Source organism: Methanosaeta sp. UBA356 (assembly GCF_002496465.1).
GTDB lineage: Archaea > Halobacteriota > Methanosarcinia > Methanotrichales > Methanotrichaceae > Methanothrix > Methanothrix soehngenii.
The window spans coordinates 65143-89363 of the sequence record NZ_DAKC01000086.1 but is presented as its reverse complement, the minus strand read 5'-3'; the positions used below and the strand labels follow the sequence as shown (position 1 = coordinate 89363).

Genomic DNA, 24221 nt, shown 5'->3' with positions numbered 1-24221 from the left:
GATAGACTAATAAAATACGAAGATGATGAGGTCATGTGATGCTGCCAGGAATTGTGATAAAACCCTTGAAGAGATTCGCCGATGAGCGTGGATTTTTCACTGAGATCATGAGGAAGGACTGGAAGGATGTTATTCAGGATGACATTGTGCAGGCCAATATGTCTCTGAGCTATCCGGGCATGGTAAGGGCCTGGCACCGGCATGAGAGAGGACAGGTAGATCATTTCCTTGTAGTTCGAGGCGCGCTTAAGATCTGCGCTTACGATGATGATACCCGGGAGCTTGATGAGATCATCTCCGCGGGAGACAATCCCCAGATGGTCAGGATGCCAGGGCATTACTGGCATGGCTTTGGGGTTGTGGGAAATGAACAGGCCACGCTGATTTATTTCGTAAACCGGCTTTATGATTATGCCAGTCCCGATGAGGAGAGAAGGCCCTGGAATGATCCGGCTATCGTTCCGGATACGATCAATGGCAAAAAGGACGAGCGCTGCAATAGAACATGGGATTGGTTTCTTCCAGCGTTCAAGTGATTTGCAGTGAATACCATTCAGAGGATAGCCAAGAACACCATATTTTTGGCCTCCTCAAATATCATTGGATTTGTATTCAGCTTCTTCTTTTTGGTCTACACCACCCGTTATCTGGGAACGGAAAGGTATGGCCTGCTCTCTTTTGCCATCGCTTTTGCCTCGATTACCATCTTCCTGGCGGATATCGGAATCTCCTCGGTGATTGTCAGAGATGTAGCCCGAGATAGGTCCAAGACGGCAATATATATTGGAAACTCCATATTAATGAAAGTCGTCCTGGCTGCGATCACCCTTATGAGCACGGCCGCCATAGGATTTGCCCTGGGCTATCCGTTCTCCACCATGAAGATAGTGATGGTGATCCTCCTCTCTCTCATCGTCATCTCCTTTTCCGGCATCATCAGCTCAGTCGTTTCCGCTTATGAGATAATGGAGTACATCTCAATAGGCACGGTAATATATAATTTAATTATGCTCACCTTCGCCCTCCTGGCCATAAGTTCAGGGGTAGATGTCTACGGCTTTGCCTATGTATACCTCTTCTCGAGCTTCATCTCTCTGGGCTATTTTGCCCTTGTAGCTCTGAGAAAGCTTCCTCGGCCCAGGTGGAATATAGATATAGACCTCTGGAAATATATGATAAAGGAGGCCATTCCCTTCGGCCTATCCTCAGTCTTTGTGAGGGTGTATTATTATGTCGATACAGTTATGATATCTTTATTGATATTAAATCCCAATGAGGTTATGGGATGGTACAATGCGGCATATCGTATGGTGATCATCCTTTCCTTTATTCCAGTGACTTTTTTGGGGTCAATATATCCCATTATGTCAAAATTTTATGTCTCTTCAGACCAATATTTAGGATTCATGTATGAGCGATCTTTCAAGTATCTGATGGCGATTGCCATTCCTATTGGAGTGGGAACAACGGTATTAGGAGAGGATTTGGTCTCCCTTGTGTACGGGCCGGCCTTCGCTCCATCAGCCATTGCCCTGCAGATATTGATCTGGTCTGAGGCATTGATCTTCATCAATTCAGCTTTTGGGTATCTATTCAATTCCATTAACCGCCAAATGGTCGTGGCCAAGCAGACCATGCTAGCCGCTGGATTGAATATAATCTTGAATCTGTTTCTGATACCTCAGTACAGCTACATAGGAGCGAGCAGCGCAACAGTGGCCACGCAGCTCTTCTCATTTCTCTTCCTCTTATACTTCGCTATAAAAGAGGGCTATGGGCTTCCCAGGAATATGATTGCCACTTTCATCAAGATTCTATTTGCCTGTCTGGCAATGGTGCTTTTCATAAGAGGATTTGACCATATTCCGGTACCGTTATTAATAGTGATATCCGCCATTATCTATTTCTTCTTGATAATCATTTTGAGGGTAGTGGATAAGGTTGATATCCAGATGGCAGGACAGCTGCTGAGTGGGATTAGAATACCTCGCAAGAAGGAGTGATTATAGGACAAATTCAACGGCATGCTCTGATCATGCTGGCAAAGCTTTATAAAAAACGGAGAAAAGAATGACAAAGCCAATCGACCAACAATTAGCTGCTTGCAGGAAGTATCCATGGCCATCGATCCTTTGGTGTCAATAATTACTCCTACATACAACCATGAAAATTTCATCTCAGAATGCCTGGAGAGCGTCCTCGCCCAGAGCTATGCCAGCTGGGAGCAGATAGTGATCGACGATGGGTCCACCGATAAGACTGCCAAGATAGTCTCCCAGTTCAAAGATGATCGGATCAAATATATTCGTCAAGATAATAAGGGCATTCTTAGGCTTGGCGAGAGCTACAATTTGGCCCTTCAGATCTCAAAGGGCGAGTACATAGCCGTTCTTGAGGGGGATGACTTTTGGCCTTCTGATAAGCTGGAGATCCAGATCGATGCCATGAGGGGCAGTGATGCCATCTTGAGCTGGGGGAGGGCGGAGGTGATGGACGAAAAGGGCGATCTTCTTGCCGTCCTTCCCAATGATATGGAGCGCTTTATGGGTCTCTCCAGGGAAGAGCAGTTGGGCAATCTGCTCATCGAAAATCCCATGCATTCCTGCACTGTTGTGTGCAAAAAGGTTGCATTGCAGTCGATTGGAGGATTCAAGCAGCCCCAAGGACTTCCTTTCGTGGACGGATCGACATGGCTGGAGCTTAGCCTTATAGGAGATTTCTTGCCCATAGATGCCGTTTTGGGCTGCTACCGAAGGCATGATCGCCAGATATCGTCAACCATGAAAAGCTCGATGGTCAGGGCAGGGCTCTACTTCACAGAATTCTTTAAAAATCTTCCTGCAGATGTCAAGGCATCTCTTGCCAATGAGGACAATGATATTGCTGCCAGAATGGATCGGAAGGCGAGGGAGATCGATTACTATCTGGGAAGAGCCTACTTGAGAGAAGGCAAATGGTCTGATGCCCGGGAATCTCTCCTAAAAGCCATCAAAGAGGAGAATCTTCCCTCCATCAAAGCAAAAGCCATTTTGGGGATCTTATGCGGCCTGCTGAGGACGGATCTGGAGTGGCTGGCTGCATTCATCGATCCAAGAGAGGGCCGGAGATGAGATTAGGGGCTCAGCCATCATATATAATTCAACGCTCTCCAACCAATTTCAGCCTTCAGCCAGCTCATTTATCGTCTTGACCAACCCATCCTCTCTTCTTTTCTCTGGAAATAGCTCAATTATCCGTTCTCTGGCTTTTTTGCCCCTACTGCTCCGATCCGCCAGGGCTTTTTTGATGGCCTCCGCCGCAGCTCGTGGATCGCCATAGGGCACAATAAAGCCAGTATCTCCAATTGCTCTGGGAATGCCGTTGCGATCTGTGCCCACAGGAATGCACTCGCAGAGCATCGCCTCGCACAGAGCATTGGGCAGCCCTTCCCTCATGGACAATTGGCAGAAGACCCCGGCCCTCTGGTAGGACTCAATGAGATCATCATGGGAGACAAATCCGGTGAATTCCACATTATCCGTAGCAATCTCCTTTAGCCTTGATAAGGCATCACCTTTGATCCCCACCACCTTGAAGCCAGCCTCCGGAAGATGTTTTGCCGATTCTACAAAAACATCGAGTCCCTTTATCAGGACCCGGTCCCAGCTCTCTCCCATGGCAACGGTCAGCGCCAAGGGCTCCTTTTCTCCCTTAGGATAAAAATCTGTATCTGAAAAACCTGAAGGAAGATAGTCTATGTTATGGCCGTTGATCCTGGCATTTTTTATGGCATCGTCCTTTAGGGATGGATCAACCACCAGCACCCTGTCCGCGTACATTAAGGCAAATTTGGTGAGAATGCTCTTGATCCTGCCCTGAGCGAAACGGCCGTAGTTTATCTCCGGGATGCATGCAACATCGAAGCCGCCAACCACGATGATGGTCTTTTTTCTCAGAAGCTTTGAAAGGAGGACTGTGGCTGCTGCATGTCCTCCAGCAAACCATATCAAGGCCATGCGGCATCCTATCATCGCCCCTGCCAATTTCACTGCATCGCCAAGGGAAGATAAGCTGACCACCTCCACCTCATAGTGGCGGGAGAGCATATCGAGATCTTTTTGGATGAAGGAAGAAAAGTAGCCGTAGTAAACAAGGACGATCTTCATAGAAACCTCAGGCCGGAGAGGAAAGCCGTACGCTTTCTGGCATTACTTTCGCAATGCACTACAAACATATTTATTCGCATGAAACCATCTCCACATGTTGTTTTCTCAGACCACAAGACACTCTTTGGAGCCAACGGTTCAGTGGGATGACCGAGAGACACACACTAACTCAGATCGGAATAGGCAGCAATGCCTAAGCTGAAATGCATTTGAAGCTATGATCTGTTTACGGGCTGCCTCGACCATGAAATGGCTCGACCGATTTTGCAGGTCGGTGTCAACCAGCCTATTGTTTCGGGAAAACATCTTACCTCAGGAACAATCTCCGCTCTCTAGGGCGGAGTAGTTGACTTGACTCCCCTTCGTTGCAGTGTGATTGGATCGTTTTGCCTTTCTATTATAAGATAGTTCCTGATAGAATCCCCTTTATCTGATCATATGAAATTAGCTATTCATCAGGCTCTTCAGCAGAGACTGCAATGCCTCCTCTCTTCTCCTCAAGCTGAACCTCTCTTCCACCCGTTTTCTCAAGCCTATCCCATTTTTTGAGGATAAAGCCTTCTCTATTGCCTCAGCCGTGGCCTTAGCACTGCCGTATGGAACATAATAGCCAGCGTCTCCCACAACCTCAGGAATTGCTCCTCTCTCTGTCACCACTGGCACGCATCCGCAGGCCATGGCCTCAGCCAGAGCCATTCCAAAGGACTCCCGATAAGAGAGCTGGCAGTAGACCCTGGCCTCTTGATAAAAAGCCAACAATTCTTCCCTAGATACATATCCGAAAAGCGAAACGTTTTCCGTAGATCTGGATTGCAGCTCTTCTCGGTCCTGGTCGGATAGTCCCACAATCAGAAATCGGATCTCGGGAAGCAGAGCAGCGGCCCCGATAAACGCATCCAGTCCTTTAAGCTTTATTATGCGACCCGAACCGGAGGCCACCGTCATCACCAGATCCTTTTTCTCCCCACCGGGCTGGAATCTGTCCAAATCGATCCCCGGATAGAGAACCTGAACTCTTTTCGGTTTAGCTCTGGCCAGGACCTCCGACTTGGTGAATTCAGATACAGGAAGGACAATATCCGCATTTCCCAGAACAAAGTCAGAATACACTCTCTTGAGTCTGCCTAAAGTATACTGGCCATAGCTTATATCCGGCTCAAAGGCCACATCGTAGCCCCCTACGACGACCGCTGATCTCTTTCTCAATAGCTTGGAGAGCAGCACGGCAGCGAAAGAATGTCCGGAGGCAAACCAGGAGAATGTGAGATCTGATTGCCAGATCGGCCTCATCATTTTGAGGATGTCGCCGGCGCCGCTGTAGCCCAGCCTTTCGACCAGGAAATGCCCTGACAGGGATGAACAGTCCTGCTTTACGAATGAGGAGCGTGGGTAATATACAAATGCTATATTCATTCTATATTATCCATCACAGTGTTATTTTAGTCGCATCAATCAGCAGCTTCAAGCAAGACCTTCTGATAATCTTTCGAAATGGCTCTCCAGTCATACCGCTCTGCCAGAGACCGGAATCTCTTTGTGGTCGGCTCCACCGACAGAATGCTATTCACCTGAGCTATAAAGCTCTCCACATCATCAAAATAGTATATCTCATCCCCAAGCAGCTTTTCCAATGATATCATCCGGCTGGACAGCACCGGCCGGCCGCAGGCCAGGTAATTGAAGACCTTCCCCCCGGCAGCATACTCGTTCTTCTTCATCATCTTGAGGGGATTCAGGCCGATGTCCATGGCGCTGATGTACCTGGAAAGCTCATTATATGGCACCGCTCCGGTAAAGACCACCCTTTCCGCCACCCCTAGATCCTCCGCCATCCTCTTTATCCCATCCCCATAATCGGTAAAGAGCCCTGGCCCCACCACCAGAAGGGTAGCATCCAGGCGCGGCAAAGCCTCGATCACCGTCTCCAGGTCCACCCAGTGCTCCAGAGAGCCGACATATCCCAGGACTGTGCCCCCAAGGCCCAGAGAGCTCTTGGCCTCTGACATGGGAAGCGGTCGGAGGACTCTGGTGTCCACGCCGTTGGGTATCACAGCTACATCTTTTACTCCCACCCCCAGGAGATACTCCTTCAGCTCTTTGGTGACGGTTATGACAGAGCGGGCATGGCGGAGATTGAATTTGGTGATGAAGCTCACCACATACTTGACTATCTCTCCTAAAGCTGAGCCGGGATAGTAGATCGATGCAGACTCCTCCAGGTGATCCAGATAGTCGAATACGATTGGCGTTCGGGAGAAGTTGGCGGCAAAAGAGGGGAGGATATTGGTGGAAAGAATGACATCGATCTTCTTTTCTTTCACAATCCTTCTGATCTTCCAGATATGGTAGGGGAAGTTCAGGATATAATAGAGGGATGGATCCTGGGTCTCTATCCAGCTTGCATTCAATAGCTGGCATTTCGTCTCCCTCTCCGGCAAATCGCTAAACCTCTTCAGGCCGAAGTGCAGCACATATACCTCATGCTCTTCAGCCAATGTATCGAAGATGAAGTTCAGACGGTTGGGAACGGGATGCCTGATCCAGTCGGTGGTGGGTATTACCAGTATATTCATATTTTGCCTTCATCATGCCGTTTTGCCTTTATCTGCAGGATATCGATCCATTCAGGCGGCATTATCATCTTGCCGGACGACTTTGTCAGGGCTCCTATAAAAGCCTGGGCCTTCCTACTGCTTTTCATTATGATCTATTCATATTTTTTAAGTACAATTGACCGAAAAGATCTAGAGCAAGATATGAGCGTATCCATTTAGCATTCTGGCTGTGATAGATTTGAAGGGAGTGATATTGGCGGCAGGAGAAGGCCGCAGATGCAGACCGCTTACCCAGACCCGATCCAAGGTCATGCTTCCCGTGGGCAACCGGCCTTTTATGGAGTACGTCATTCGCGCTCTGGCTGCAAACGGAATCGAGGACATTTATGTGGTGGTCGGATACCAGAAAGAGAGGGTGATGGACTACTTTGAGGATGGCATAGACTTTGATGTTGCCATCACCTACATCGAGCAGAATGAGCTCTTGGGAACTGCTCATGCCCTGCTCAAGGCCGAGCAGTATGTGGACGAGGAGTTCCTGGTGGTAAATGGAGACAACCTCATAGATAAAAGGGCAGTGAACGAGCTCGTCTCGGCGAAGGGAGATAATGTGATCCTGGCTGCCCTCCGCCGCCATACCGGCGACTATGGAGTCCTGATCGTTGACAACGGATTGGTAACGGAGATAATAGAGAAACCAGGGCGGCCTTGCTCGGGGATTTTGAATACAGGCTCCTATAAATTCACCCCCGATGTCTTTGACGCCCTCAAACAGGCTCCCATATCGGAGCGGGGCTCCTATGAGCTTCCTGAGACCATCATGCAGATGATCAAAGAAGGAACCCAGATCGTTCCCCTCATAACCAAAGGGATTTGGGCGGACGCCATATTTGCCTGGGATCTTCTCAACGCCAACAGCCTGGCTTTAGGAATGGATGAGCCAAAGATCATGGGCGATGTGGAGGAAGGAGCGATGATCAAGGGTCCAGTCCATTTGGGCGAGGGAAGCATTGTTCGTTCAGGCTCCTATCTGGTCGGTCCGGTCTCCATAGGAGAGGACTGCGATATTGGCCCCAATGCCGTCATCCTCCCCTCCACTTCTGTCGGCGACTCAGCCCGAATCGGCCCGCACTCCGAGGTCAGAAACAGCATATTGATGAATGACGCCAGGATCGGATCGGGATGCATAATCTCCGACTCGGTAATCGGAGCAAGCTGCACTCTCCGCGATCAGGTGGTGGTTGAGACAGGTTCTTGCGTGGTGGAGATTGAAGGGGTCTTCCAGAGAGCGGAGTTCGGCGCCATCCTTGCCGACGACGTATCCGTCGGAGCCAGGGTCCTGGCAAGCCCGGGTACGGTGGTGGGCACAAAGGCGAGCATAAGCTCTGGGGCGGCAATCCGCGGCACGATCAATAGGGATAGCAGGGTGATCTGTTAATGTGCGGCATTGTGGCGTATATCGGAGATGATAAGGCAGGACCCATATTATTTGATACCCTGAAGAGGCTGGAGTACAGAGGTTACGACTCTGCAGGAGTGGCCGTTATATCTCAGGGTTCAGTCGAAGTGCTGAAGTCGTCCGGGCGGATAGTGGACCTGGAGAAGACCTACAAGAGCATGGGAAGCCCGGGAGAGGGAATGGGAATAGGCCATACCCGCTGGGCTACTCATGGCCGGCCCAGCGACATAAATGCCCATCCCCACACATCCGGGGAGATTGCAATAGTACATAATGGGATCATTGAGAACTACCTGGATCTGAGAGACCTCCTCACCGAGATGGGATATGAGTTCCAGTCCGAGACGGATAGCGAGGTGCTGGCTCATCTCATCCATTTTTACTATAAGGGGGATCTATGTGCAGCCACCCTAAAAGCCCTGGAGAAGGTGGAGGGCTCCTATGCCATTGCAGTGATGGCCGCCAGCTCGCCTTACATCGTCTGCGCGAGATATGAGAGTCCCCTAGTGATAGGCAAAGGCAGCTCTTCCGTTTTTGTGGCATCCGATATACCCGCTCTTCTTCCTTATACCAAGGACGTCATCCGCCTGAAGGACGGCAATATTGCCCGTATCTATGCGGACAGGATAGAGGTTCTGGATTGCAGCGGCGCGCCTTTGGAGTCGGAGGTCGAGCGCATAACCTGGGATGCGGATGCGGCTGAGAAGGGCGGCTATCCTCATTTCATGCTCAAGGAGATTCATGAGCAGCCCAGAGCCATCAGGGAGACCATCGCCGGCAGGATATCAGAAATAGATGGGGATGTGAGGCTTTCCTTGGGCATAAGCGAGGAAGAGATAATGTCGCTGGAGAGGGTGACCATCATCGCCTGCGGCACCTCATACCACGCCGGTATGCTGGCCAGAAACCTCTTCGTTCGCGCTGCCGGCCTGCCGGTGGATGTGGAGGTGGCCTCGGAGTTCCTCAGTCTGCAATTGCGACCCAGAACGCTGCTAGTAGGCATCACCCAGTCCGGTGAGACCGCTGATACCCTTCTTGCCTTGAAGAAGGCCAAGACCTGTGGCGGGCGGAGCCTGGCCATAACCAATGTCGTAGGCTCGACGGTGACAGAGCTTGTGGACGGGACCATATTCACCCGCTGCGGACCGGAGATCGGCGTTGCCGCCACCAAGACCTTCACCTCTCAGATGGTGGCCGTCATCTTGCTTGCCATCCGCTTGGGTCGTGCTCGAGGCCATCTGACCCCAGATCAGGCGAGAAAGATGTTAATCGAGCTCACCAAGCTGCCAGGCCTGGTGCAGAGGGTCCTGGAGAAAAGAGAGGAGATCAGGAAGATCGCCGAGATGTTTGCGGGGGCAGGCTGCTACTTTTTCATAGGCCGGGACTACCTCTATCCCATATCCCTCGAGGGCGCTTTGAAGATGAAGGAGATCGCCTACATCCCCTCCGAGGGTTATGCCGGTGGGGAGCTCAAGCACGGGCCCTTGGCACTGATCACCGAGAAGACTCCGGTGGTGGCCCTGGCCACCTGCGGCAAGAAGATTCAGTCCAATATCAAAGAGGTCAGAGCCAGAGGGGCTGAGGTCATCGCCCTGGCCACGGAGGGAGACCCCGACATAGAAAAGGTGGCAAGCAAGGTGATAGAGCTTCCCGAGACCAGGCCCATCTACTCCGCCGTGCTATGCACCGTGGCAGTGCAGCTCCTGGCCTATTATACCGCCAATAAGCTGGGACTGCCAATCGATAAGCCCAGAAACCTGGCCAAGTGCGTGACTGTGGAGTAAACTACCCCCAGTTTGGGTGAGATCGGGATCAGGGCAATTTGGATTTGAGAATAGAATGGATATTAGAGTGCATAAAGGCACTTGAGCCTGTGAGCGCTCACAGGCTCTCGTAGACCTCCTTGATGACCCGATCGTTCAAGTCCCAGAACCTATAATCCTCCCGGTCCATCGGCTCAGGCTCTCGCAGCAGGTTGTCTCTCACTGCTCTCTCCAGATCCCGGGAGGGCACAATCACCAGGTTCTTTCTCTTCTCGATCATGGTCACCCCCGATGCCACCACTATCTTGCCCAAAGCCAGATACTCATTGAGCTTCCAGACGCTTTTGTCCGTGGAGTAGGGGGTGAGGGCATTCTCCTCCCGGGGAATCAGGCATAAGCTGGCTTTGCCAAGCAGTGCCGCCACCTTCTCATGCGGCTGCCAGCCCAGATTCCTGACGTTTGCCGGCTTTCTCCACAGATAATAGCGGGCAAAAGGACCGCCGCCCACAATCCAAAACTCCCTTTCCGGAATTGCTCGAGCAAGCTCCAGCAGTTTTCCGATTCCCTCCTGGGTGCATACCCTGCCGATGAATATTATCGGCCCTTTTCCCGGCTGGACAGCATACTCCCCCCCGTCGATCTCATCAACCTTCTGGCAGAAAGAGCGCTGCGGATAGTTGGGAACGATGTGGACTTTCTTTTGAGGGGCATACTCTTTCACCTTCTTTTCAAGCGGCTCATTGACGGTGGTGATGACGTCCGCAGCTTCTGCCAACTCCCTTTCGAAGCGCTCGGCAAATGCCTTCCCTGGAGCTAGAAAGGTCTGAGCGAACTCAACCCCCCAGGGGGAGCGATAGTCGTAGATCAGCCTTTTGTAGCCCCTTCCCCGCAGCCCGGCAAAACCGTGATAGATCACATCCGGGACATTGAAGATATGAACCACATCCGGCTTATGGTCCAATGCCATCCTCTTCGCCTGCCTGGCAATGCTGATCCAGTTTCTAGTGCCGAAGCTGGGAACGATCACCTCATGCCCCTGGGACTGGAGGGTGCCCCTGAACATCCTGAGCCTGGTGGTCCTCTCCGGCTGATTGGCTAAAAGGAGTATCTTCAAGACCCACCTGACCCGACCAGCTTCTCGATCAGATCCACGATCATAGCGCTCGCCCTCCCCTTTCCGAATACATCCTGGCGCTCATGCCTCGGCCGGAAATCCCTGATCGCAGAGGCGATATCCTCCCCCGGCCGGACGAGGACGTTCCAGCCGTCATTTACCGTCTCTATCCATTCCGTCGTGTCCCTCAGGGTTATGCAGGGAATGCCCAAGAGATATGCCTCCTTTTGCACCCCACCCGAGTCGGTGACGATCTTTTTGGCGTTCTTCTCTAAAAGAAGCATATCCAGGTATCCCACTGGCTTTATCATCCTGATCTTTTTTTCCAGATCATCCCACAGGCCGAACTTCTTCAGGTACTTCTCCGCTCGAGGATGGCAGGGAAAGACCACATCATCCAGATCCTGGAGGGCCAGAGCAATCGCCCGGAGGTTTTCTGGATCATCGGTGTTGGATGCCCGGTGAACAGTTGCCAGATAGTAGCTCCAGGGCTTGAGCCCCAGAGCCTCAAGGATATGAGATTCGCTCTCGGCAATCCTCTCGCAATCCTTTTGCGCGTCCACCATCACATCTCCCGTCAGATGGACGTTCTGGACAATCCCTTCTCTTTTCAGGTTATCGATCGCAGTCCTTGTCGGACAGAGGAGGAGATCAGAGCAATGGTCCACCAGCACCCGGTTGATCTCTTCGGGCATCCTCTTGTCAAACGACCTCAGTCCGGCCTCGATATGAGCACACTTGATATGCATCTTTGCCGCCGCCAGCCCACCAGCTAGAGTGGAGTTGGTGTCTCCGAATACTATGACTGCATCCGGCACCTCCTTTTGCAGGACCTCTTCCGTTTTCTTGAGCATCTCACCGGTCTGAAATCCATGGCTGCCCGAGCCTATGCCCAGGTGATAGTCTGGAGCAGCTATCCCCATCTGATCGAAGAATATCCTGTCCATCTCATAGTTATAGTGCTGGCCGGTATGGACGATGACCTCCTTATGGTCTCGCTTTCTTATCTCCTTTGATACTGGAGCCAGTTTGATGAAGTTAGGACGGGCACCGACAATGGTTGCTATCTTCATGCGATCAAGTCCCTAGAGTGCTTTCCCAGATTCGAAGTTCAATTGGAAGGGATCGAATACCAGGTCGGCCTCTTCGGGCTTGATGCTTTCAAAGCCCCTGGCGGCCACCTCATCATTGTTCAGCAGTGGATCGGCCACATAGACGTCCAGCCCTTTATCATAAAGAAGCCTTGCCAGTGCAAGGTTTCTGCTGTGATAGAACTCTCTGACCCCCGCACGGAATGTTATGCCCTTGATACAGATCTTGATTTCACAGAGCGGTTTGTTGATCTTCATGCATTCCAGCAATATCCTCTCCGCCCAGTACTGGATCATCTCATCATTGAGGATGCGGGAGGTATGAAGAAGACGGCATTTGTCGAACATCTCTCGCTTTTCCATCTCTTTGATCAAAAACCAGGGGTAAACAGGGATGCAGTGCCCTCCCACTCCGGTGGAAGGCAGGTGGATATGGCAGAACTGATGGCAAGCCTTCTCTCTCGCCTCGAAAAAGTCGATTCCCAGATCCTGACAGATCTTATAAAGCTCATTGGCCAGGGCGATGTTCACATCCCTGTAGCAGCCCTCCATCACCTTGATCATCTCCGCCACACTGGCCGATGAGACCAGATGGAGGTTGGAGATGAACTGCCGGTAGAGCTGATATGCTGCCAGGCCGCTCTCCTCGTCCGTGCCCCCTATCACCTTGGGAAACTCCCTCAGCCGGCTTATGCTATATCCGGTCATTATCCTCTCCGGGGAGTAGGCCAGGAAGAACTCACCTTCCCCAAGACCGCTGCACTCGCACAGCAGCTTTTTGACCCTGCCCGATGTCGTCCCGGGAGGGAAGGTGGTCTCCAGGACCACCAGATCCCCCTTTTTCAGTATCCGGCCTAAAGAGAGCAGAGCCTTATCCATAATCGAAAAATCAGGGTTATTGCTCTGGTCTACGAATAGGGGCACAATCACTATGAAGCTTGAGCAGTCTCTCGCATCTTCGAAGCGTGGTGTGGCAATGAGATTCTTCCCTCCGTGCCGAATTATCAGCTCCTCCAAACCCTCTTCTTCGAGGATGGGGTTGGTTCCCTGGTTTATCAGCCGGCAGCGCTCATCATTTATGTCAACACCCAAAACAGCAATTCCTCTGTCGGCAATGACCGCAGCCAGCGGCAGGCCGGCATTGCCAAGGCCAACTACCGCTATCTTCGCTTTAATATCGGACAATTCCATAGTTCTTCTCCTTCTCCCGCCCTTCTCCCCTTCTATGCCTTTTTTATGTCTTGGTTATGCCCTCTTTACTATCTCGACATCCGTTCCACAGGATGAACATCTATACACGGTCTTGCTGCCGTCATCATGCAAAATCGTATTCAGACGACGGCCGCAGCGGCAGACCCAACCCCTCTGCCGGCCCGGATTGCCCAGGATCAGGGCATGGGATGGCACGTCCTCTGCCACCACGCTTCCCGCTCCGATCATGGCATACTCGCCTATTGTTATTCCGCATACAATGGTGGCATTGGCCCCAATGCTTGACCCCCGGCAGATCCTGGTAGCTGAGACGTGCTCTTCGTCCCAGATAAAGGCGCGAGGATAGAGGTCATTGGTGAATGTAGCTGATGGGCCCACGAAGACATCGTCCTCGATCTTAACTCCCTTGTAGACGGAGACGAAGTTCTGGATCTTCACATTGTCCCCTACCTCTGCCCCGATATCTATGTAGACGCTCTTACCGATGTTGCAGCCCTTACCGATCTTAGAGCTAGGGCGCACATGGGCAAAGTGCCAGATCTTCGTTCCCTCGCCGATGGATTCGCTCTCCACAATGGCTGTGGGATGAGCATAATAGGCCTGGGACTCATCCTGAGAATTGCCTTTAGAATTGCCCTGGGATTTTGTCATTCCGATATTGATCCCTTCTTGGCATTCAATCCCGATTTGATCCTCTCGCAGATCTCCAGGTTCCGTTTGCCCTCTTCTGGAGTGACCGGGAAGCTCTTATTCTGCCGGACGCAGTCCAGGAACGTCTTCAGTTCCACCTTGAGGGGCTCTACCTTGTTAACCAGAACCTTCTCGATGATGTTCTCCTGCATATACCTCTCGTCCTCTACCCGGTATTTTCCTGGTTTTCGGTAGACGTATACCTCCTGGGTCATGAAGTCGCCCTCGGTGGTGAACTCCTCTGCCTCCACATAGAAGGTGCGGAACTTCTTGGAGGACAGGCGGCTGGCGGAGATGGAGACCACGGATTCGGAGAAGACCGCCATCGCCTCGCAGACGTTGCGGCTGCCGGCGCTGAAGATCTGGTAGTCCTCCTCCCCTTTGAAGAGGACATTGAAGACTATGTCGATATCATGGATCATGAGGTCCTCGACCACTGAGGCATCGGTTATGCGGTTGGAGGTGGGATTATGTCTCTTGATGGAGACGTAGTCCGGTCGCTCGGCGATCTTCTTGATCTCCTCCACGATTGGATTGAACCTCTCGATATGGCCCACCCCCACCACAAGATCGGTCTTCTCGATCAGCCCCAAGAGACGCTCTGCCTCCTGGACAGTCATTGTGATGGGCTTCTCGATCAGGCAGTTTACCCCTGCGTTTATGACCTTGCTGGCAGTATCGAAGTGGTATCGAGTGGGAACGCATACGCTTACCGCCTCTGCCCGTGCCAGCAGCTCCTCGGGGCTTGAGCAGACGGTGGCGAGGTCACTGGCACGCTGAGCATTTTCCGATATGGGATCGTAGACGTAGACTGTATCTACCCCTTTCAGCTCTGAGTAGACACGAACATGATTCTTTCCCATGGCCCCGACGCCGATAACTCCAACGTCCATGTTCAGTCCTCGAAGCAATTTATGGTCTGGGCGATATGCTGGAGATCAGAGGCGCTCAATGAGGGATGCACAGGAAGGCTCATCACCCGGCGGGATACGTCCTCTGATACCGGGCACCTATCCCGTCCATAACCCAGCTTTTGGTAGATGGGCTGCTCATAGACCGCTTTGGGATAATGTACTGCGGTGGCGATGCCATTGGCATTGAGATACTCCATCAGCTTCTCTCTGGAGACGGGGAAGTCATCTTCCACCCGCAGTACATACTGGTTGTAGACATGGCGTACATCCGCCGTCCGGAAGGGAACTGTCAGCCCATCGATCTTGATCGTTTTATTCAAGGTATCGGCATTCTCGATCCTCTTGGCGATGAATCCCTCCAGCCGTTTGAGCTGGCCCGAGCCTATGGCACCCTGAATGTTCGTCATCCGGTAGTTGTAGCCTATTGATATGTGGTTGTACTTTCCGGTGTCGCCGTGGTTTCGGAGCAGCCGCATGCGATCGGCCAGGGCGTCATCGTTGGTGGTGATCATGCCTCCCTCGCCGGTGGTCATGTTCTTTGTAGGATAAAAGGAGAAACAACCGGTTCCGAATGAGCCCGCCATCCTTCCCCCCATCATCGCACCGTGGGCCTGAGCGCAATCCTCCACCAGGGCAATATTACGATCCTCGCAGATCTGACATACGGCTTTGGCATCGAAGGGCTGGCCGTAGAGGTGAACCCCGATCACCGCTCGGGTACGAGGGGTGATCTTCTCGGAGAGGTCGTCTGGATCGATATTGAACGTCCTGGGATCCACATCAGCGAAGACGGGCACCGAGCCCTGGTAGAGAACGGTATTGGCGGTAGCAATAAAGGTGAATGCCGGTGAAATGACCTCGTCTCCCGGCTCGAGCCCCAATCCTTTAAGGGCCAGGTCCAGGGCCACAGTGCCGTTGCTGACGGCAATAGAATGCTCTACACCCAAATACTCGCTGAACTCCTCTTCAAAATTCTTGACCTTTTCGCCCTGAGTGAGCATGCCGCTCCTCAGCACCTCTCCCACCGCCTCTATCTCTTCTTCCCCCACCGTGGGCTTGGCTATGGAAATAAAATCTCTCATCAAGATCTCCTTGTATCCTGTTCTGGTCGCTATATCCTGTGCTCATCTTCACCCTTGAAAAGGCTTGTCACTAAAGCCCATTATCTTTCATTTCTGGAGATATATGGCCCCGTATGACCTCTGCAGGCTTGCCCCAGTAGCCGGCCTCAATCACCGTTCCCGGGTAGATTGAGGTGTTGATCCCGGTCATGACTCCATGGCCCATGATCACACCAAGCTTGCGCCTGCCGCTGTCTACCTTCTCCCCTTTGAGATATGACTTAATGCTACCCTTATCGTGGCGCAGGTTTGAGCAGATGGTCCCTGCGCCGAAGTTGCATCTCTCCCCGATGATGCTGTCTCCCACATAAGAGAGGTGGCCGATCTTGGTGCCATTCATAATGGTGCTGTTCTTGATCTCCACGGCATTGCCTATTCGGACGTTGTCCCCTATGCAGCATGTAGGCCGGATATAGCAGTTGGGCCCGATCTCCGAGTCCTGGCCGATCATAACCGGTCCCTCTATATATGATCCAGAGCGGACGACTGTTCCCCTGCCGATGGAGATCTTTCCTTTCAGGGTCGCTCCCTCTTCCACCTCTCCTAAGATCCGGGGCTCGACCTGAGCGAGCAGCGCAAGATTAGCCTCCAGGATATCCCAGGGCCGGCCGATCTCCAGCCAGCTGTTCAGCTCTACGATCTCTATGGCCTCTTTGTTTGCCGCCCGGTTCAGGCCGTCTGTCAGCTCGTACTCGCCCCGAGTGGATTTGGGTATTAACCGCAGCTCATCGAAGATCCATTTCTTGAAGAGATAGATGCCTGCATTGGCCAGGTTTGAGGGAGGATCTTCGCTCTTCTCCACCACCGACTGGAAGATGCCGTCCTCCTCCAAAAAGACGCCATACCTGCCTGGGTCATCGACCTTGATCGCCGAGACCGCCATACCCTTGGCAGCCAGCTCCTTCAGTGCGCCAATATCGGGAAGAACGTCCCCATTCAATACCATGAAACTGTCCTCGGCCAGGCTCTCCGCCGCCATCAGCGCATGGGCAGTTCCCAGCTGCTCATTCTGGTGAGCATATTCTATCTTCACCCCGAGGCTCCGGCCGTCCTGGAAATGATCCCGGACTGAGTCGGCGCCGTAACCCACCACCAGAACGAACCTATCAATTCCTGCCTCTTTGGCCCGGAGAACGATATGCTCGAGAAGTGGTCTGCCAGCTATTGGGAGCATGACCTTTGGCACCCCTGCGGTCAGTGGGCGCATCCTGCTTCCTTCTCCCGCGGCGAGAATGATCGCTTGCATTGTCTAACCCTGAGATCTGAGGATGCAAGGGGGATAAAAATGCTTCTGCAAAAAAACCGAAAAGGCTTTACGGTTATTTGTCCCAGAGGTCCTCATGTTGGATGAGTTCGCCCGCTATACCGCCCTGCAGCGCGATCAAATGCCTCTGGCAATGCTGCTCGTCTATCTTAAGAGGAAGGGGGGGTTTGTGCAGCTGAACCAGATCTGGCGGGAGCTGGGGCCCACCGGCGGGGGACCATTCTGGAACCAGACCACCCTCATCAATAAGCTGGACAAGCTGGAGAGGTTGGGGGTAGTGGTCATGGAGAAGAGAATCCTCCCCTCTCCCCGTGCCGAGGCTAAGAAGAAGACCAACACCTTTTACCGGCTCAGTCCGGCCACACCCCTATATCCCTACGTCTATGGCATGCTCAAGATCTACAAAGAAGAGCAGGACCGATACTCCTCCCAGCTGGTTGACAAGCCCTTAGACCATCTCTGTCGCCTGGCGGGAAGGTCGAGTGCGTCCGATCCCCTCATCGGCAGGGAGCTGGAGGTGGCGAAGGAATTGATATCCGAGGTCTTCAGCGTGGGCGGCGATGAGGTGCGGATGATGATCAAGGAGAGGATGGTCCGCAAGGGGATGATACGGGATCGAAGAAGGGCCTCTCCAGAGGAGAAAACGGAGGAAAAGGCGAAAGCCGAAAAAAAGGAGGGCGGGAAGGTGCAGGTCGGGAAGGCTAAAAGGCCGACCCGGAGGAAGAGGAAAGAGGCGCCCGGACAGAAAGAGAGTGAGTGATCAGCTCTCAAACAATGTCTTGGTGATGATTTTCTCGCCATAAGGCAAGATCATCACCCTGATCATCTCCCTCTCGATAAGCAGTCATTCGACAAAGATTTGAGCATCAGCGAGATCGTCAGACAGACTGGACACAGCCGGGTTACGGTGCGGAAGTATCTGAATTCGCAGGTCCCTCCTTTGACCCAGAAGAGATCCCGGAAGCCAACCAAACTGGATGACCTCAGGGAATACATAATCGATAAACTCAAAGAGTGCCCTCTTTCTGCTAGCCGCATTTATCGTGAAATCCAGGATAGAGGATTACAGGAAAATATACAATTGTTAAGGATTTCGTGCATGAAGTCCGACCTAAGATCGGAGTTCCAGCGATATACGATACGAGACCAAACCAGGAATTCAAGCTCAGGTTGATTGGGCCGAATGCGGTTATATCGATATCGGTGGAGACAAAAGGAAACTCTACTGTTTCACCATGGTTCTTGGTTATTCGCGAATGAGATATGCCGAATTTCCTCTGCGAATAGACGTTTATTCCCTCATCCAATGTCACATAAATGCGTTTGGGTATTTTGAAGGTTATCCGCAAGATCTTCTATATGATAACATAACACAAATCGTGAAAAAGCAAGCCCTAAAATCATCGAATTCCACCTGGAATTCTCATTTCCAGGACTTTTTCGAGCATTAAGGATTTATTCCCCGTTTGTGTCGTCCCTATCGACCCCAGACCAAAGATTTTGAGACGGGATTTGGTATTTTTTCATACTCGCAATGTATTGAGATAGATCGAATTTGCGCTTTAGATAAGACCTCGGAGAGTCGGATTCTATAATATCTTTCAGATAGGTCCGTTGTGATACACTCTCTGCCAATTCTCCAAAGTATCGTGGCAAATGGAAGGCAAAAATTATAGTTCTCCTGGGCATAGGAAAATTGCAGTTCGGACATTGGGGAATCTTTGTGAAGATATAAATCAAATATATGATGCCCAGACCCCGAATAAAATCGCTCCATCTGCAATGTATATTCGGCTTTGCCCTCTCTTTGCAATTCTTACAAAGCACCATATATCCTCGATTTATTGTTTTCAACACCAATCTAACAGGCGATTCGCATGGAGAGCCTTTGAGATGAAGGTTCAGGCGGCATCTTAAGGTTCTTAAATAGCCCCTAACTTGCCTAATATTATTACTAATAGGATTCGATAGTATTTAAAATATCGTATATGTTTAGCTGGCTAGTCTTGCGGTTAGCATTTGGAGACACCCCAATCCTCTCTGCCCTATTATTTATCGGCTCCACGTCAGGATTGAGAATGAACGTGAACCAGTAGTCAAACCCTATGCTGATTTTGCCGATGAATTTCCGGACCTTCCCTTCCAAGTACTCTCTATCTGGAAAATTTTTCGGAGAGGACGCCGCAATATGAAGCATCCAAATTATATTTCCGTCAAATATACATCACGATCAGGGGCAGCATCAATACTCCCATGGCATGGATCCGGTGGATGCCTGCCACCGGGGCGATCAGCCCCACGATGGTGGAGAGGAAGAAGACGAACAGGCCGAAGATGCCGGTGAAGGCATAGGTCATTGCCAGCAGGAAGACCAGCACAATGATGCAGAGCCTGGGGTAGTTCAGGCTGGATATGCTCCTGGCAGCCAGCTGGGCAGCGGCGATGGTAGCCAGATATGATGCCAGGACCACAATTACTGCCATAATCATCATCTGAGCCATGATGTTCTGGTCCAGGGTGAGGAGCTGCTGGATGGCTGCCGCAGCCCCGCTCCTGGGCCGGTCTATCACATAGAGGGCGACGAGCGAGAATAGGGCATTGGCCGAGTTCACCCCGGCGATGGAAACCAGAAATTCCTCTGCAGTGCCGGGGGACCCCAGGCGGGCGGCGATCGAGGCCACTGAGGGCGAGACTCCTGGAATCCAGGCCACCAGCGATCCGCCCAGGCCGCCGGACAGTACCGCCTTGGCAATGGTTGGGCCCGGCATCTTGATTTTGCTCTCCGTCTGCTTGGGAATCTGGACCTTTGTGGTGAGGCTCAGGATCAGGGATGAGGCTCCGAAGATCCCTGATAGGAGGGGGAGGAGAACCTGTGGCTCGAGATCCAGTGGGGAGTATAGCAGATCCTCATGCTCAAAGGCGAATATGCCCAGAACGCCGCTGGTCAGGAAGAGCATCCCTGCGATCAATTTATACTTCCAGTGAACCAGACTGCCCTGGCCCTCGATCCACGGTCCCCTCTCGGACTTGATCATCATCAGGGAGATGGCCAGGAGGAGAACGCCCACATACTTGACCAGGTAGTCGTAGTAGCTGGAGATGATCCAGGATAGGGGATAGACCAGGAGAAGGGCGAAGGCGATCGAGCCCGCGCTTCCCAGGGCCGAGAGGCGAACCGCCTCAATCCCCCGCCCCTCCAGCATCAATCTCTGGCCGGGAAGAACGGAGAGGGCGGTCTCTGAGTCAGGTGCTCCCAGGAATATCGCCGGGATAGCATCGAAGAACGTTTGGGAGATGCTGGCGGCGAGGATTATGGAGGCCATCTGAAAGGGAGTCAAGCCGAGGAGGATGAGCTGGGGAGAGATGGCCAGGAGCATGGAGGCGAAGTTGTTCAGATGCAGGCCGGGTGTCAGGCCGCTGATGATCCCCAGGGCAAATCCTAAAGCTACACAGAACGCGAGGGTCATGTCGATGAATTCGATCATTAAATTCGCCCAGACCAACTTAGCCTTAATTTATAATAAGTCTTCGACGGAGCATGCTGGAATATTAATATCAAAAGCAATAATATCATCAGCAAATATTATCAGCTAATACTATCAGCTACTTTCATCAGCTGATAGGCCCCGCAGCCAAATATCCCCCTAGCAAACCCTTAAATACTGGTGGATTGTCGAGCTACATATTCCGCACAGGGATTATTATGCCCTGGGCGCATGAACCACATGGTTCGAACGCGCACAAGACGCGTGAGTCGGCCTATTTCGGCCATGCGGAGGATTCAAATGACGTTTGAGAAGACAAACCCAAGGATAGTCCGCCTTATCGGCGAATTGAAGGCAGCCACCCGCGATACGGGCGCTCCCCTCTGGCGTGATATTGCCCGGAGATTGGAGAAGCCCAGTCGCAACTATGCTGCTGTGAACCTTAGCAAGATCAACAGGCACACCCAGTCAAATGATACTGTTCTCGTGGCCGGAAAGGTCCTGGCCTCAGGCAATCTGGAGCACAATGTGACCGTGGCCGCCCTCAACTTCAGCAGCCAGGCCATGTCCAAGATTCAGCAGGCTGGCGGCAGGTGCATTCGGATAGAGAACCTGATGCAAGAGCACCCCAAGGGATCGGGCATTAAGATTTTGAGGTGAGAGCGATGTTAGTAGTAGATGCAACTGGATTGGTCCTGGGGCGCTTAGCAAGCGTCACCGCCAAGAGCCTCCTGGCAGGAGAAGAGGTCAATATCGTCAATGCCGAGAAAGCTCTCATCACCGGGGACAAGGAGCACATCTTTACGGATTACGGTCAGACTAGGGCGCGTGGCGGCAAAGAGAGAGGCCCCTACTTCCCCCGACGACCGGAGATGATCCTGAAGAGGACGGTGCGGGGCATGCTTCCCTACAAGATGAGGCGGGGAAGAGATGCATTCTCCAGGCTCAAGATCTATGTGGGCATTCCCAGAGAGTTCAAGGGAATGGAGTTATCCCAGCCTGATGCTGCTAAGATGAGAACTGAGAGCAACAACAAGTACATCGAGCTTGGCGCCTTGAGCAAGAGGCTCGGAGCAAACTTCTGAGAGGTTCAATATGAAGATTATTAATACCTCTGGCAAGAAAAAGGCGGCAACTGCAAGGGCCACTCTGAAGGAAGGAAAGGGCATCGTGCGTATCAACAAGGTGCCTCTGGATATCCACGAGCCCAGGCTTGCCAGACTCAAGATTCAGGAACCGGTCGAGATCGCCGGAGACCTATTAAAAGGAATGAACATCGATGTCGTCGTCAGTGGCGGCGGGATCATGGGGCAGACTGACGCCGTCCGCACTGCAATTGCCAAGGGCATAGTAGAGTGGACGGGCGATACGGCACTGAAAGAGGCCTATTCCGAATACGACCGAAATCTTCTCGTCAGCGATCACCGCCAGAAAGAGAGGAAGAAGTTCGGTGGCCCTGGTGCCAGATCCAAATACCAGAAGTCCTACAGGTGAAACTGCTTGATACCAGTCAGGTGCTTTTCCTGCGGCAGAGTGATATCCCATGTATGGGAGGAATACCGGGAGCGCATCAAGACAGAGCCTCCCGGCAAAGTCATGGATGACCTGGGAATAGACAAATATTGCTGCAGGCGTATGCTGCTCTCCCATGTGGAGATAGTAGATACCCTGAGGCGGTACCAGTAGAAGGGGGTTGTAGGGTAGCCTGGTCCATCCTACAGCGTTCGGGACGCTGTGACCTGAGTTCGAATCTCAGCAACCCCATCATACTCTTCCTTTTGAGGTGGCTATTTGAAGGGCGAGAAATATACCAGATATGAACGTGCGCGCATCGTAGGAGCACGAGCTTTGCAGGTTTTCATGGGCGCTCCAGTATTGATCGATACAAATCATACCGACCCTCTTGAAATAGCGCTTGAAGAGATGAGACTGGGCGTAATTCCCATCACCGTAAAACGCAATCGCTATTAAGGTAGGTGAATTAGTTGGAAGAAGATGAGGTGATGACGGTAGCGGGAGAATATGAGACTCTCATACCGATAGATGAGTACCTCGCCGCGGGCGTACATATTGGTACTCAGCAGAAGACAAATGATATGATGCCTTACATTTACCGGGTAAGGTCAGACGGGCTCTATGTCCTGGATGTTCAATCCACAGATAAGCGCATCCGCCTGGCCGCCAAGTTCCTGTCCAAATACGATCCGACAAATATTCTGATTGTATCCGCCAGGCAGTACGGCCAGAGGCCTGCCCTGATGTTCGCCAAGGCTACAGGAGCAACGGCAAATGTGGGACGCTTCGTGCCCAATACCCTGACCAATCCGGCCTTTCGGGGATTCATAGAGCCGGATGTGATCATTGCCACTGATCCCAGCGGGGACGCTCAGGCGGTAAATGAGGCGGTTGATGTGGGGATACCAGTGATCGCCCTGTGCGATACCAACAATATGACCTCAAATGTCGACCTGGTTATACCCACCAACAACAAGGGCAGAAAGGCTCTCACTCTGATCTACTGGCTCCTTGCTCGCCAGGTGCTGCGTGAGAGTGGACAAGAGGACCGGTTCAAGTACACTATCTCGGACTTCGAGATGGAGTTCTGAGTCCGTGAGGCCTCCAGCTGTTGCCGGCCAGTTCTACCCAGGTAGCTCAGCGGAGCTTAGGCGCCAGCTGGATGAATTTATGCCTCCTGTAGAGGAGATGCCAATAGTGGGCGGCGTGGTCCCCCATGCCGGATATGTCTATTCTGGCCGGATTGCCGCAATGGTCTACTCCCGCTTGCCAAAGAGAGAGACCTATGTGATCCTGGGGCCTAACCATCATGGCTTAGGATCTCCGGTAGCACTATCTCGCGATTCATGGAGAACTGCTCTGGGGGTGGTCACGCCAGACCTCGAGCTGGCCGATCTTCTGACCGGGAGCATCATCGACCATGATGAGGCCGCTCACCAGCATGAGCACTCAATTGAGGTGCAGATTCCATTTCTTCAGAAACGGTTTGAGGATTTCAAGATCCTCGCCATCTCCATGGGAATGCAGGATGAGGAGACGGCAGTAGAGGTGGGCGAGGAGATCGCCCGGGCGGCCTTGAAGCTTGGGCGAAAGTGCACCGTGATTGCTAGCAGCGATTTTACCCATTATGAGCCAAGGGAAGTGGCAAGAAAGGTGGATTCACAGGTCATTGAGGCCATCCTGAATATGGATATCCCCCAGATCTACTCCCGGGTCTACCGCTTTAATGCATCCTCATGTGGCATCGGACCGATTGCGGCAACCATTGCCGCCTCTCGCCTCTTGGGGGCCAGCAGCGGCAAGCTGCTCTGCTACGGCACAAGTGGGGACGTGAGCGGCGACTATAGCCAGGTAGTAGGATACGGAGCGATTGTCTTCACCTGAAGAGGGCTT

25 protein-coding genes, 1 tRNA gene and 1 pseudogene are annotated in these 24221 nt (G+C 52.2%); 15 read left to right on the top strand and 12 right to left on the bottom strand.

Annotated features, from left to right (window positions below; all coding sequences use genetic code 11):
• Positions 1-38 precede the first annotated feature (38 nt).
• The 3 genes from BP727_RS07800 (at position 39) to BP727_RS07790 (ending at position 3110) form a co-directional block, all read left to right on the top strand.
• Complete coding sequence (locus BP727_RS07800) at positions 39-536, top strand: dTDP-4-dehydrorhamnose 3,5-epimerase family protein (protein ID WP_013720038.1); 498 nt, start codon at positions 39-41, stop codon at positions 534-536.
• A gap of 6 nt (positions 537-542) precedes the next feature.
• Positions 543-2003, top strand: coding sequence for a flippase (locus tag BP727_RS07795; RefSeq protein ID WP_286858161.1), 1461 nt, complete (start codon positions 543-545; stop codon positions 2001-2003).
• A gap of 114 nt (positions 2004-2117) precedes the next feature.
• Positions 2118-3110, top strand: a complete 993-nt coding sequence (locus tag BP727_RS07790; RefSeq protein ID WP_286858160.1) for a glycosyltransferase family 2 protein — start codon at positions 2118-2120, stop codon at positions 3108-3110.
• Positions 3111-3158: 48 nt separating this feature from the next.
• Here the strand turns inward: BP727_RS07790 and BP727_RS07785 are convergent, their stop codons facing one another.
• From BP727_RS07785 to BP727_RS07775, 3 genes are all read right to left on the bottom strand, one after another.
• The gene (locus tag BP727_RS07785; protein WP_286858158.1) at positions 3159-4145 is read right to left on the bottom strand and encodes a glycosyltransferase family 4 protein; all 987 of its coding nucleotides are present in this window, start codon (positions 4143-4145) and stop codon (positions 3159-3161) included.
• A 444-nt stretch (positions 4146-4589) separates the two neighbouring features.
• Entirely contained in the window at positions 4590-5558 is a 969-nt protein-coding gene (locus tag BP727_RS07780; protein ID WP_273278388.1) for a glycosyltransferase family 4 protein, read from the bottom strand.
• Positions 5559-5593: 35 nt separating this feature from the next.
• Complete coding sequence (locus BP727_RS07775; RefSeq protein WP_273278387.1) at positions 5594-6718, bottom strand: glycosyltransferase; 1125 nt, start codon at positions 6716-6718, stop codon at positions 5594-5596.
• A gap of 211 nt (positions 6719-6929) precedes the next feature.
• Here BP727_RS07775 and glmU (BP727_RS07770) point away from each other — a divergent pair, with 211 nt between their 5' ends.
• Both glmU (BP727_RS07770) and glmS read left to right on the top strand, forming a co-directional pair.
• Positions 6930-8138, top strand: a complete 1209-nt coding sequence (gene glmU, locus BP727_RS07770) for a bifunctional sugar-1-phosphate nucleotidylyltransferase/acetyltransferase (RefSeq protein WP_013720032.1) — start codon at positions 6930-6932, stop codon at positions 8136-8138.
• A complete protein-coding gene (gene glmS / locus BP727_RS07765; protein WP_286858154.1) occupies positions 8138-9943 on the top strand; it encodes a glutamine--fructose-6-phosphate transaminase (isomerizing) in 1806 nt (601 codons plus the stop codon). Before glmU (BP727_RS07770) ends, glmS begins: the two co-directional genes overlap by 1 nt.
• Before the next feature lie 97 nt (positions 9944-10040).
• Here the strand turns inward: glmS and BP727_RS07760 are convergent, their stop codons facing one another.
• From BP727_RS07760 to glmU (BP727_RS07730), 7 genes are all read right to left on the bottom strand, one after another.
• On the bottom strand, positions 10041-11036 hold the full coding sequence (locus tag BP727_RS07760; RefSeq protein WP_273278385.1) for a glycosyltransferase: 996 nt from the start codon (positions 11034-11036) through the stop codon (positions 10041-10043).
• The gene (wecB, locus tag BP727_RS07755; RefSeq protein ID WP_273278384.1) at positions 11033-12109 is read right to left on the bottom strand and encodes a non-hydrolyzing UDP-N-acetylglucosamine 2-epimerase; all 1077 of its coding nucleotides are present in this window, start codon (positions 12107-12109) and stop codon (positions 11033-11035) included. The genes BP727_RS07760 and wecB overlap by 4 nt, the downstream gene beginning before the upstream one ends.
• Before the next feature lie 12 nt (positions 12110-12121).
• Complete coding sequence (locus BP727_RS07750; protein WP_286858153.1) at positions 12122-13318, bottom strand: nucleotide sugar dehydrogenase; 1197 nt, start codon at positions 13316-13318, stop codon at positions 12122-12124.
• 54 nt (positions 13319-13372) lie between these two features.
• A complete protein-coding gene (locus BP727_RS07745; RefSeq protein WP_273271745.1) occupies positions 13373-13990 on the bottom strand; it encodes an acyltransferase in 618 nt (205 codons plus the stop codon).
• The gene (locus tag BP727_RS07740) at positions 13987-14922 is read right to left on the bottom strand and encodes a Gfo/Idh/MocA family protein (RefSeq protein WP_286858151.1); all 936 of its coding nucleotides are present in this window, start codon (positions 14920-14922) and stop codon (positions 13987-13989) included. The genes BP727_RS07745 and BP727_RS07740 overlap by 4 nt, the downstream gene beginning before the upstream one ends.
• A gap of 2 nt (positions 14923-14924) precedes the next feature.
• Positions 14925-16025: a DegT/DnrJ/EryC1/StrS family aminotransferase gene (locus tag BP727_RS07735; RefSeq protein ID WP_013720023.1), complete on the bottom strand. Its 1101-nt coding sequence runs from the start codon at positions 16023-16025 to the stop codon at positions 14925-14927.
• Positions 16026-16095: 70 nt separating this feature from the next.
• A complete protein-coding gene (glmU, locus tag BP727_RS07730) occupies positions 16096-17310 on the bottom strand; it encodes a bifunctional sugar-1-phosphate nucleotidylyltransferase/acetyltransferase (protein ID WP_013720022.1) in 1215 nt (404 codons plus the stop codon).
• Positions 17311-17404: 94 nt separating this feature from the next.
• Between glmU (BP727_RS07730) and BP727_RS07725 the strand changes: the two genes are divergently transcribed.
• Together BP727_RS07725 and istA are read left to right on the top strand one after the other, a co-directional pair.
• The gene (locus BP727_RS07725) at positions 17405-18088 is read left to right on the top strand and encodes a hypothetical protein (protein WP_013720021.1); all 684 of its coding nucleotides are present in this window, start codon (positions 17405-17407) and stop codon (positions 18086-18088) included.
• 39 nt (positions 18089-18127) lie between these two features.
• Positions 18128-18776 (top strand): annotated as a pseudogene (istA, locus tag BP727_RS07720) (IS21 family transposase); the annotation flags it as partial.
• A 506-nt stretch (positions 18777-19282) separates the two neighbouring features.
• On the opposite strand, the gene BP727_RS07715 reads toward istA, so the two are convergent.
• Positions 19283-19525 (bottom strand): hypothetical protein, encoded by a 243-nt coding sequence (locus tag BP727_RS07715; protein WP_273278382.1) that lies wholly within the window; start codon positions 19523-19525, stop codon positions 19283-19285.
• 16 nt (positions 19526-19541) lie between these two features.
• Entirely contained in the window at positions 19542-20813 is a 1272-nt protein-coding gene (locus BP727_RS07710) for a tripartite tricarboxylate transporter permease (RefSeq protein ID WP_273271743.1), read from the bottom strand.
• Positions 20814-21113: 300 nt separating this feature from the next.
• Between BP727_RS07710 and BP727_RS07705 the strand changes: the two genes are divergently transcribed.
• The 8 genes from BP727_RS07705 (at position 21114) to BP727_RS07670 (ending at position 24212) form a co-directional block, all read left to right on the top strand.
• Positions 21114-21473, top strand: a complete 360-nt coding sequence (locus BP727_RS07705; protein ID WP_273278381.1) for a 50S ribosomal protein L18e — start codon at positions 21114-21116, stop codon at positions 21471-21473.
• 5 nt (positions 21474-21478) lie between these two features.
• On the top strand, positions 21479-21898 hold the full coding sequence (locus tag BP727_RS07700) for a 50S ribosomal protein L13 (protein WP_013720018.1): 420 nt from the start codon (positions 21479-21481) through the stop codon (positions 21896-21898).
• 10 nt (positions 21899-21908) lie between these two features.
• Positions 21909-22307: a 30S ribosomal protein S9 gene (locus BP727_RS07695; protein ID WP_013720017.1), complete on the top strand. Its 399-nt coding sequence runs from the start codon at positions 21909-21911 to the stop codon at positions 22305-22307.
• 6 nt (positions 22308-22313) lie between these two features.
• Positions 22314-22499 (top strand): DNA-directed RNA polymerase subunit N, encoded by a 186-nt coding sequence (locus BP727_RS07690; protein WP_013720016.1) that lies wholly within the window; start codon positions 22314-22316, stop codon positions 22497-22499.
• A gap of 3 nt (positions 22500-22502) precedes the next feature.
• Positions 22503-22577, top strand: a tRNA-Pro gene (locus BP727_RS07685).
• 27 nt (positions 22578-22604) lie between these two features.
• Positions 22605-22784, top strand: coding sequence for a DNA-directed RNA polymerase subunit K (locus BP727_RS07680; RefSeq protein ID WP_013720015.1), 180 nt, complete (start codon positions 22605-22607; stop codon positions 22782-22784).
• Between the two features lie 32 nt (positions 22785-22816).
• Positions 22817-23419 carry a 30S ribosomal protein S2 gene (gene rpsB / locus BP727_RS07675; protein WP_048132379.1) on the top strand — a complete coding sequence of 201 codons (603 nt, stop codon included), beginning with the start codon at positions 22817-22819 and terminating at the stop codon, positions 23417-23419.
• Positions 23420-23423: 4 nt separating this feature from the next.
• Positions 23424-24212 carry an MEMO1 family protein gene (locus BP727_RS07670; protein ID WP_048132377.1) on the top strand — a complete coding sequence of 263 codons (789 nt, stop codon included), beginning with the start codon at positions 23424-23426 and terminating at the stop codon, positions 24210-24212.
• Positions 24213-24221 lie beyond the last annotated feature (9 nt).

Bases quoted from the DNA above. Each gene is read 5' to 3' on its own strand.
- BP727_RS07745 (WP_273271745.1), bottom strand. From the start codon at position 13,990: ATGACAAAATCCCAGGGCAATTCTAAAGGCAATTCTCAGGATGAGTCC.
- BP727_RS07775 (WP_273278387.1), bottom strand. From the start codon at position 6,718: ATGAATATACTGGTAATACCCACCACCGACTGGATCAGGCATCCCGTT.
- BP727_RS07700 (WP_013720018.1), top strand. From the start codon at position 21,479: ATGTTAGTAGTAGATGCAACTGGATTGGTCCTGGGGCGCTTAGCAAGC.
- BP727_RS07705 (WP_273278381.1), top strand. From the start codon at position 21,114: ATGACGTTTGAGAAGACAAACCCAAGGATAGTCCGCCTTATCGGCGAA.
- BP727_RS07695 (WP_013720017.1), top strand. From the start codon at position 21,909: ATGAAGATTATTAATACCTCTGGCAAGAAAAAGGCGGCAACTGCAAGG.
- BP727_RS07785 (WP_286858158.1), bottom strand. From the start codon at position 4,145: ATGAAGATCGTCCTTGTTTACTACGGCTACTTTTCTTCCTTCATCCAA.
- BP727_RS07780 (WP_273278388.1), bottom strand. From the start codon at position 5,558: ATGAATATAGCATTTGTATATTACCCACGCTCCTCATTCGTAAAGCAG.
- rpsB (WP_048132379.1), top strand. From the start codon at position 22,817: ATGACGGTAGCGGGAGAATATGAGACTCTCATACCGATAGATGAGTAC.
- BP727_RS07735 (WP_013720023.1), bottom strand. From the start codon at position 16,025: ATGAGAGATTTTATTTCCATAGCCAAGCCCACGGTGGGGGAAGAAGAG.
- BP727_RS07750 (WP_286858153.1), bottom strand. From the start codon at position 13,318: ATGGAATTGTCCGATATTAAAGCGAAGATAGCGGTAGTTGGCCTTGGC.
- BP727_RS07790 (WP_286858160.1), top strand. From the start codon at position 2,118: ATGGCCATCGATCCTTTGGTGTCAATAATTACTCCTACATACAACCAT.
- BP727_RS07710 (WP_273271743.1), bottom strand. From the start codon at position 20,813: ATGATCGAATTCATCGACATGACCCTCGCGTTCTGTGTAGCTTTAGGA.
- wecB (WP_273278384.1), bottom strand. From the start codon at position 12,109: ATGAAGATAGCAACCATTGTCGGTGCCCGTCCTAACTTCATCAAACTG.
- BP727_RS07715 (WP_273278382.1), bottom strand. From the start codon at position 19,525: ATGCTTCATATTGCGGCGTCCTCTCCGAAAAATTTTCCAGATAGAGAG.
- BP727_RS07740 (WP_286858151.1), bottom strand. From the start codon at position 14,922: ATGGACGTTGGAGTTATCGGCGTCGGGGCCATGGGAAAGAATCATGTT.
- glmU (WP_013720022.1), bottom strand. From the start codon at position 17,310: ATGCAAGCGATCATTCTCGCCGCGGGAGAAGGAAGCAGGATGCGCCCA.
- BP727_RS07800 (WP_013720038.1), top strand. From the start codon at position 39: ATGCTGCCAGGAATTGTGATAAAACCCTTGAAGAGATTCGCCGATGAG.
- BP727_RS07725 (WP_013720021.1), top strand. From the start codon at position 17,405: ATGTTGGATGAGTTCGCCCGCTATACCGCCCTGCAGCGCGATCAAATG.
- glmS (WP_286858154.1), top strand. From the start codon at position 8,138: ATGTGCGGCATTGTGGCGTATATCGGAGATGATAAGGCAGGACCCATA.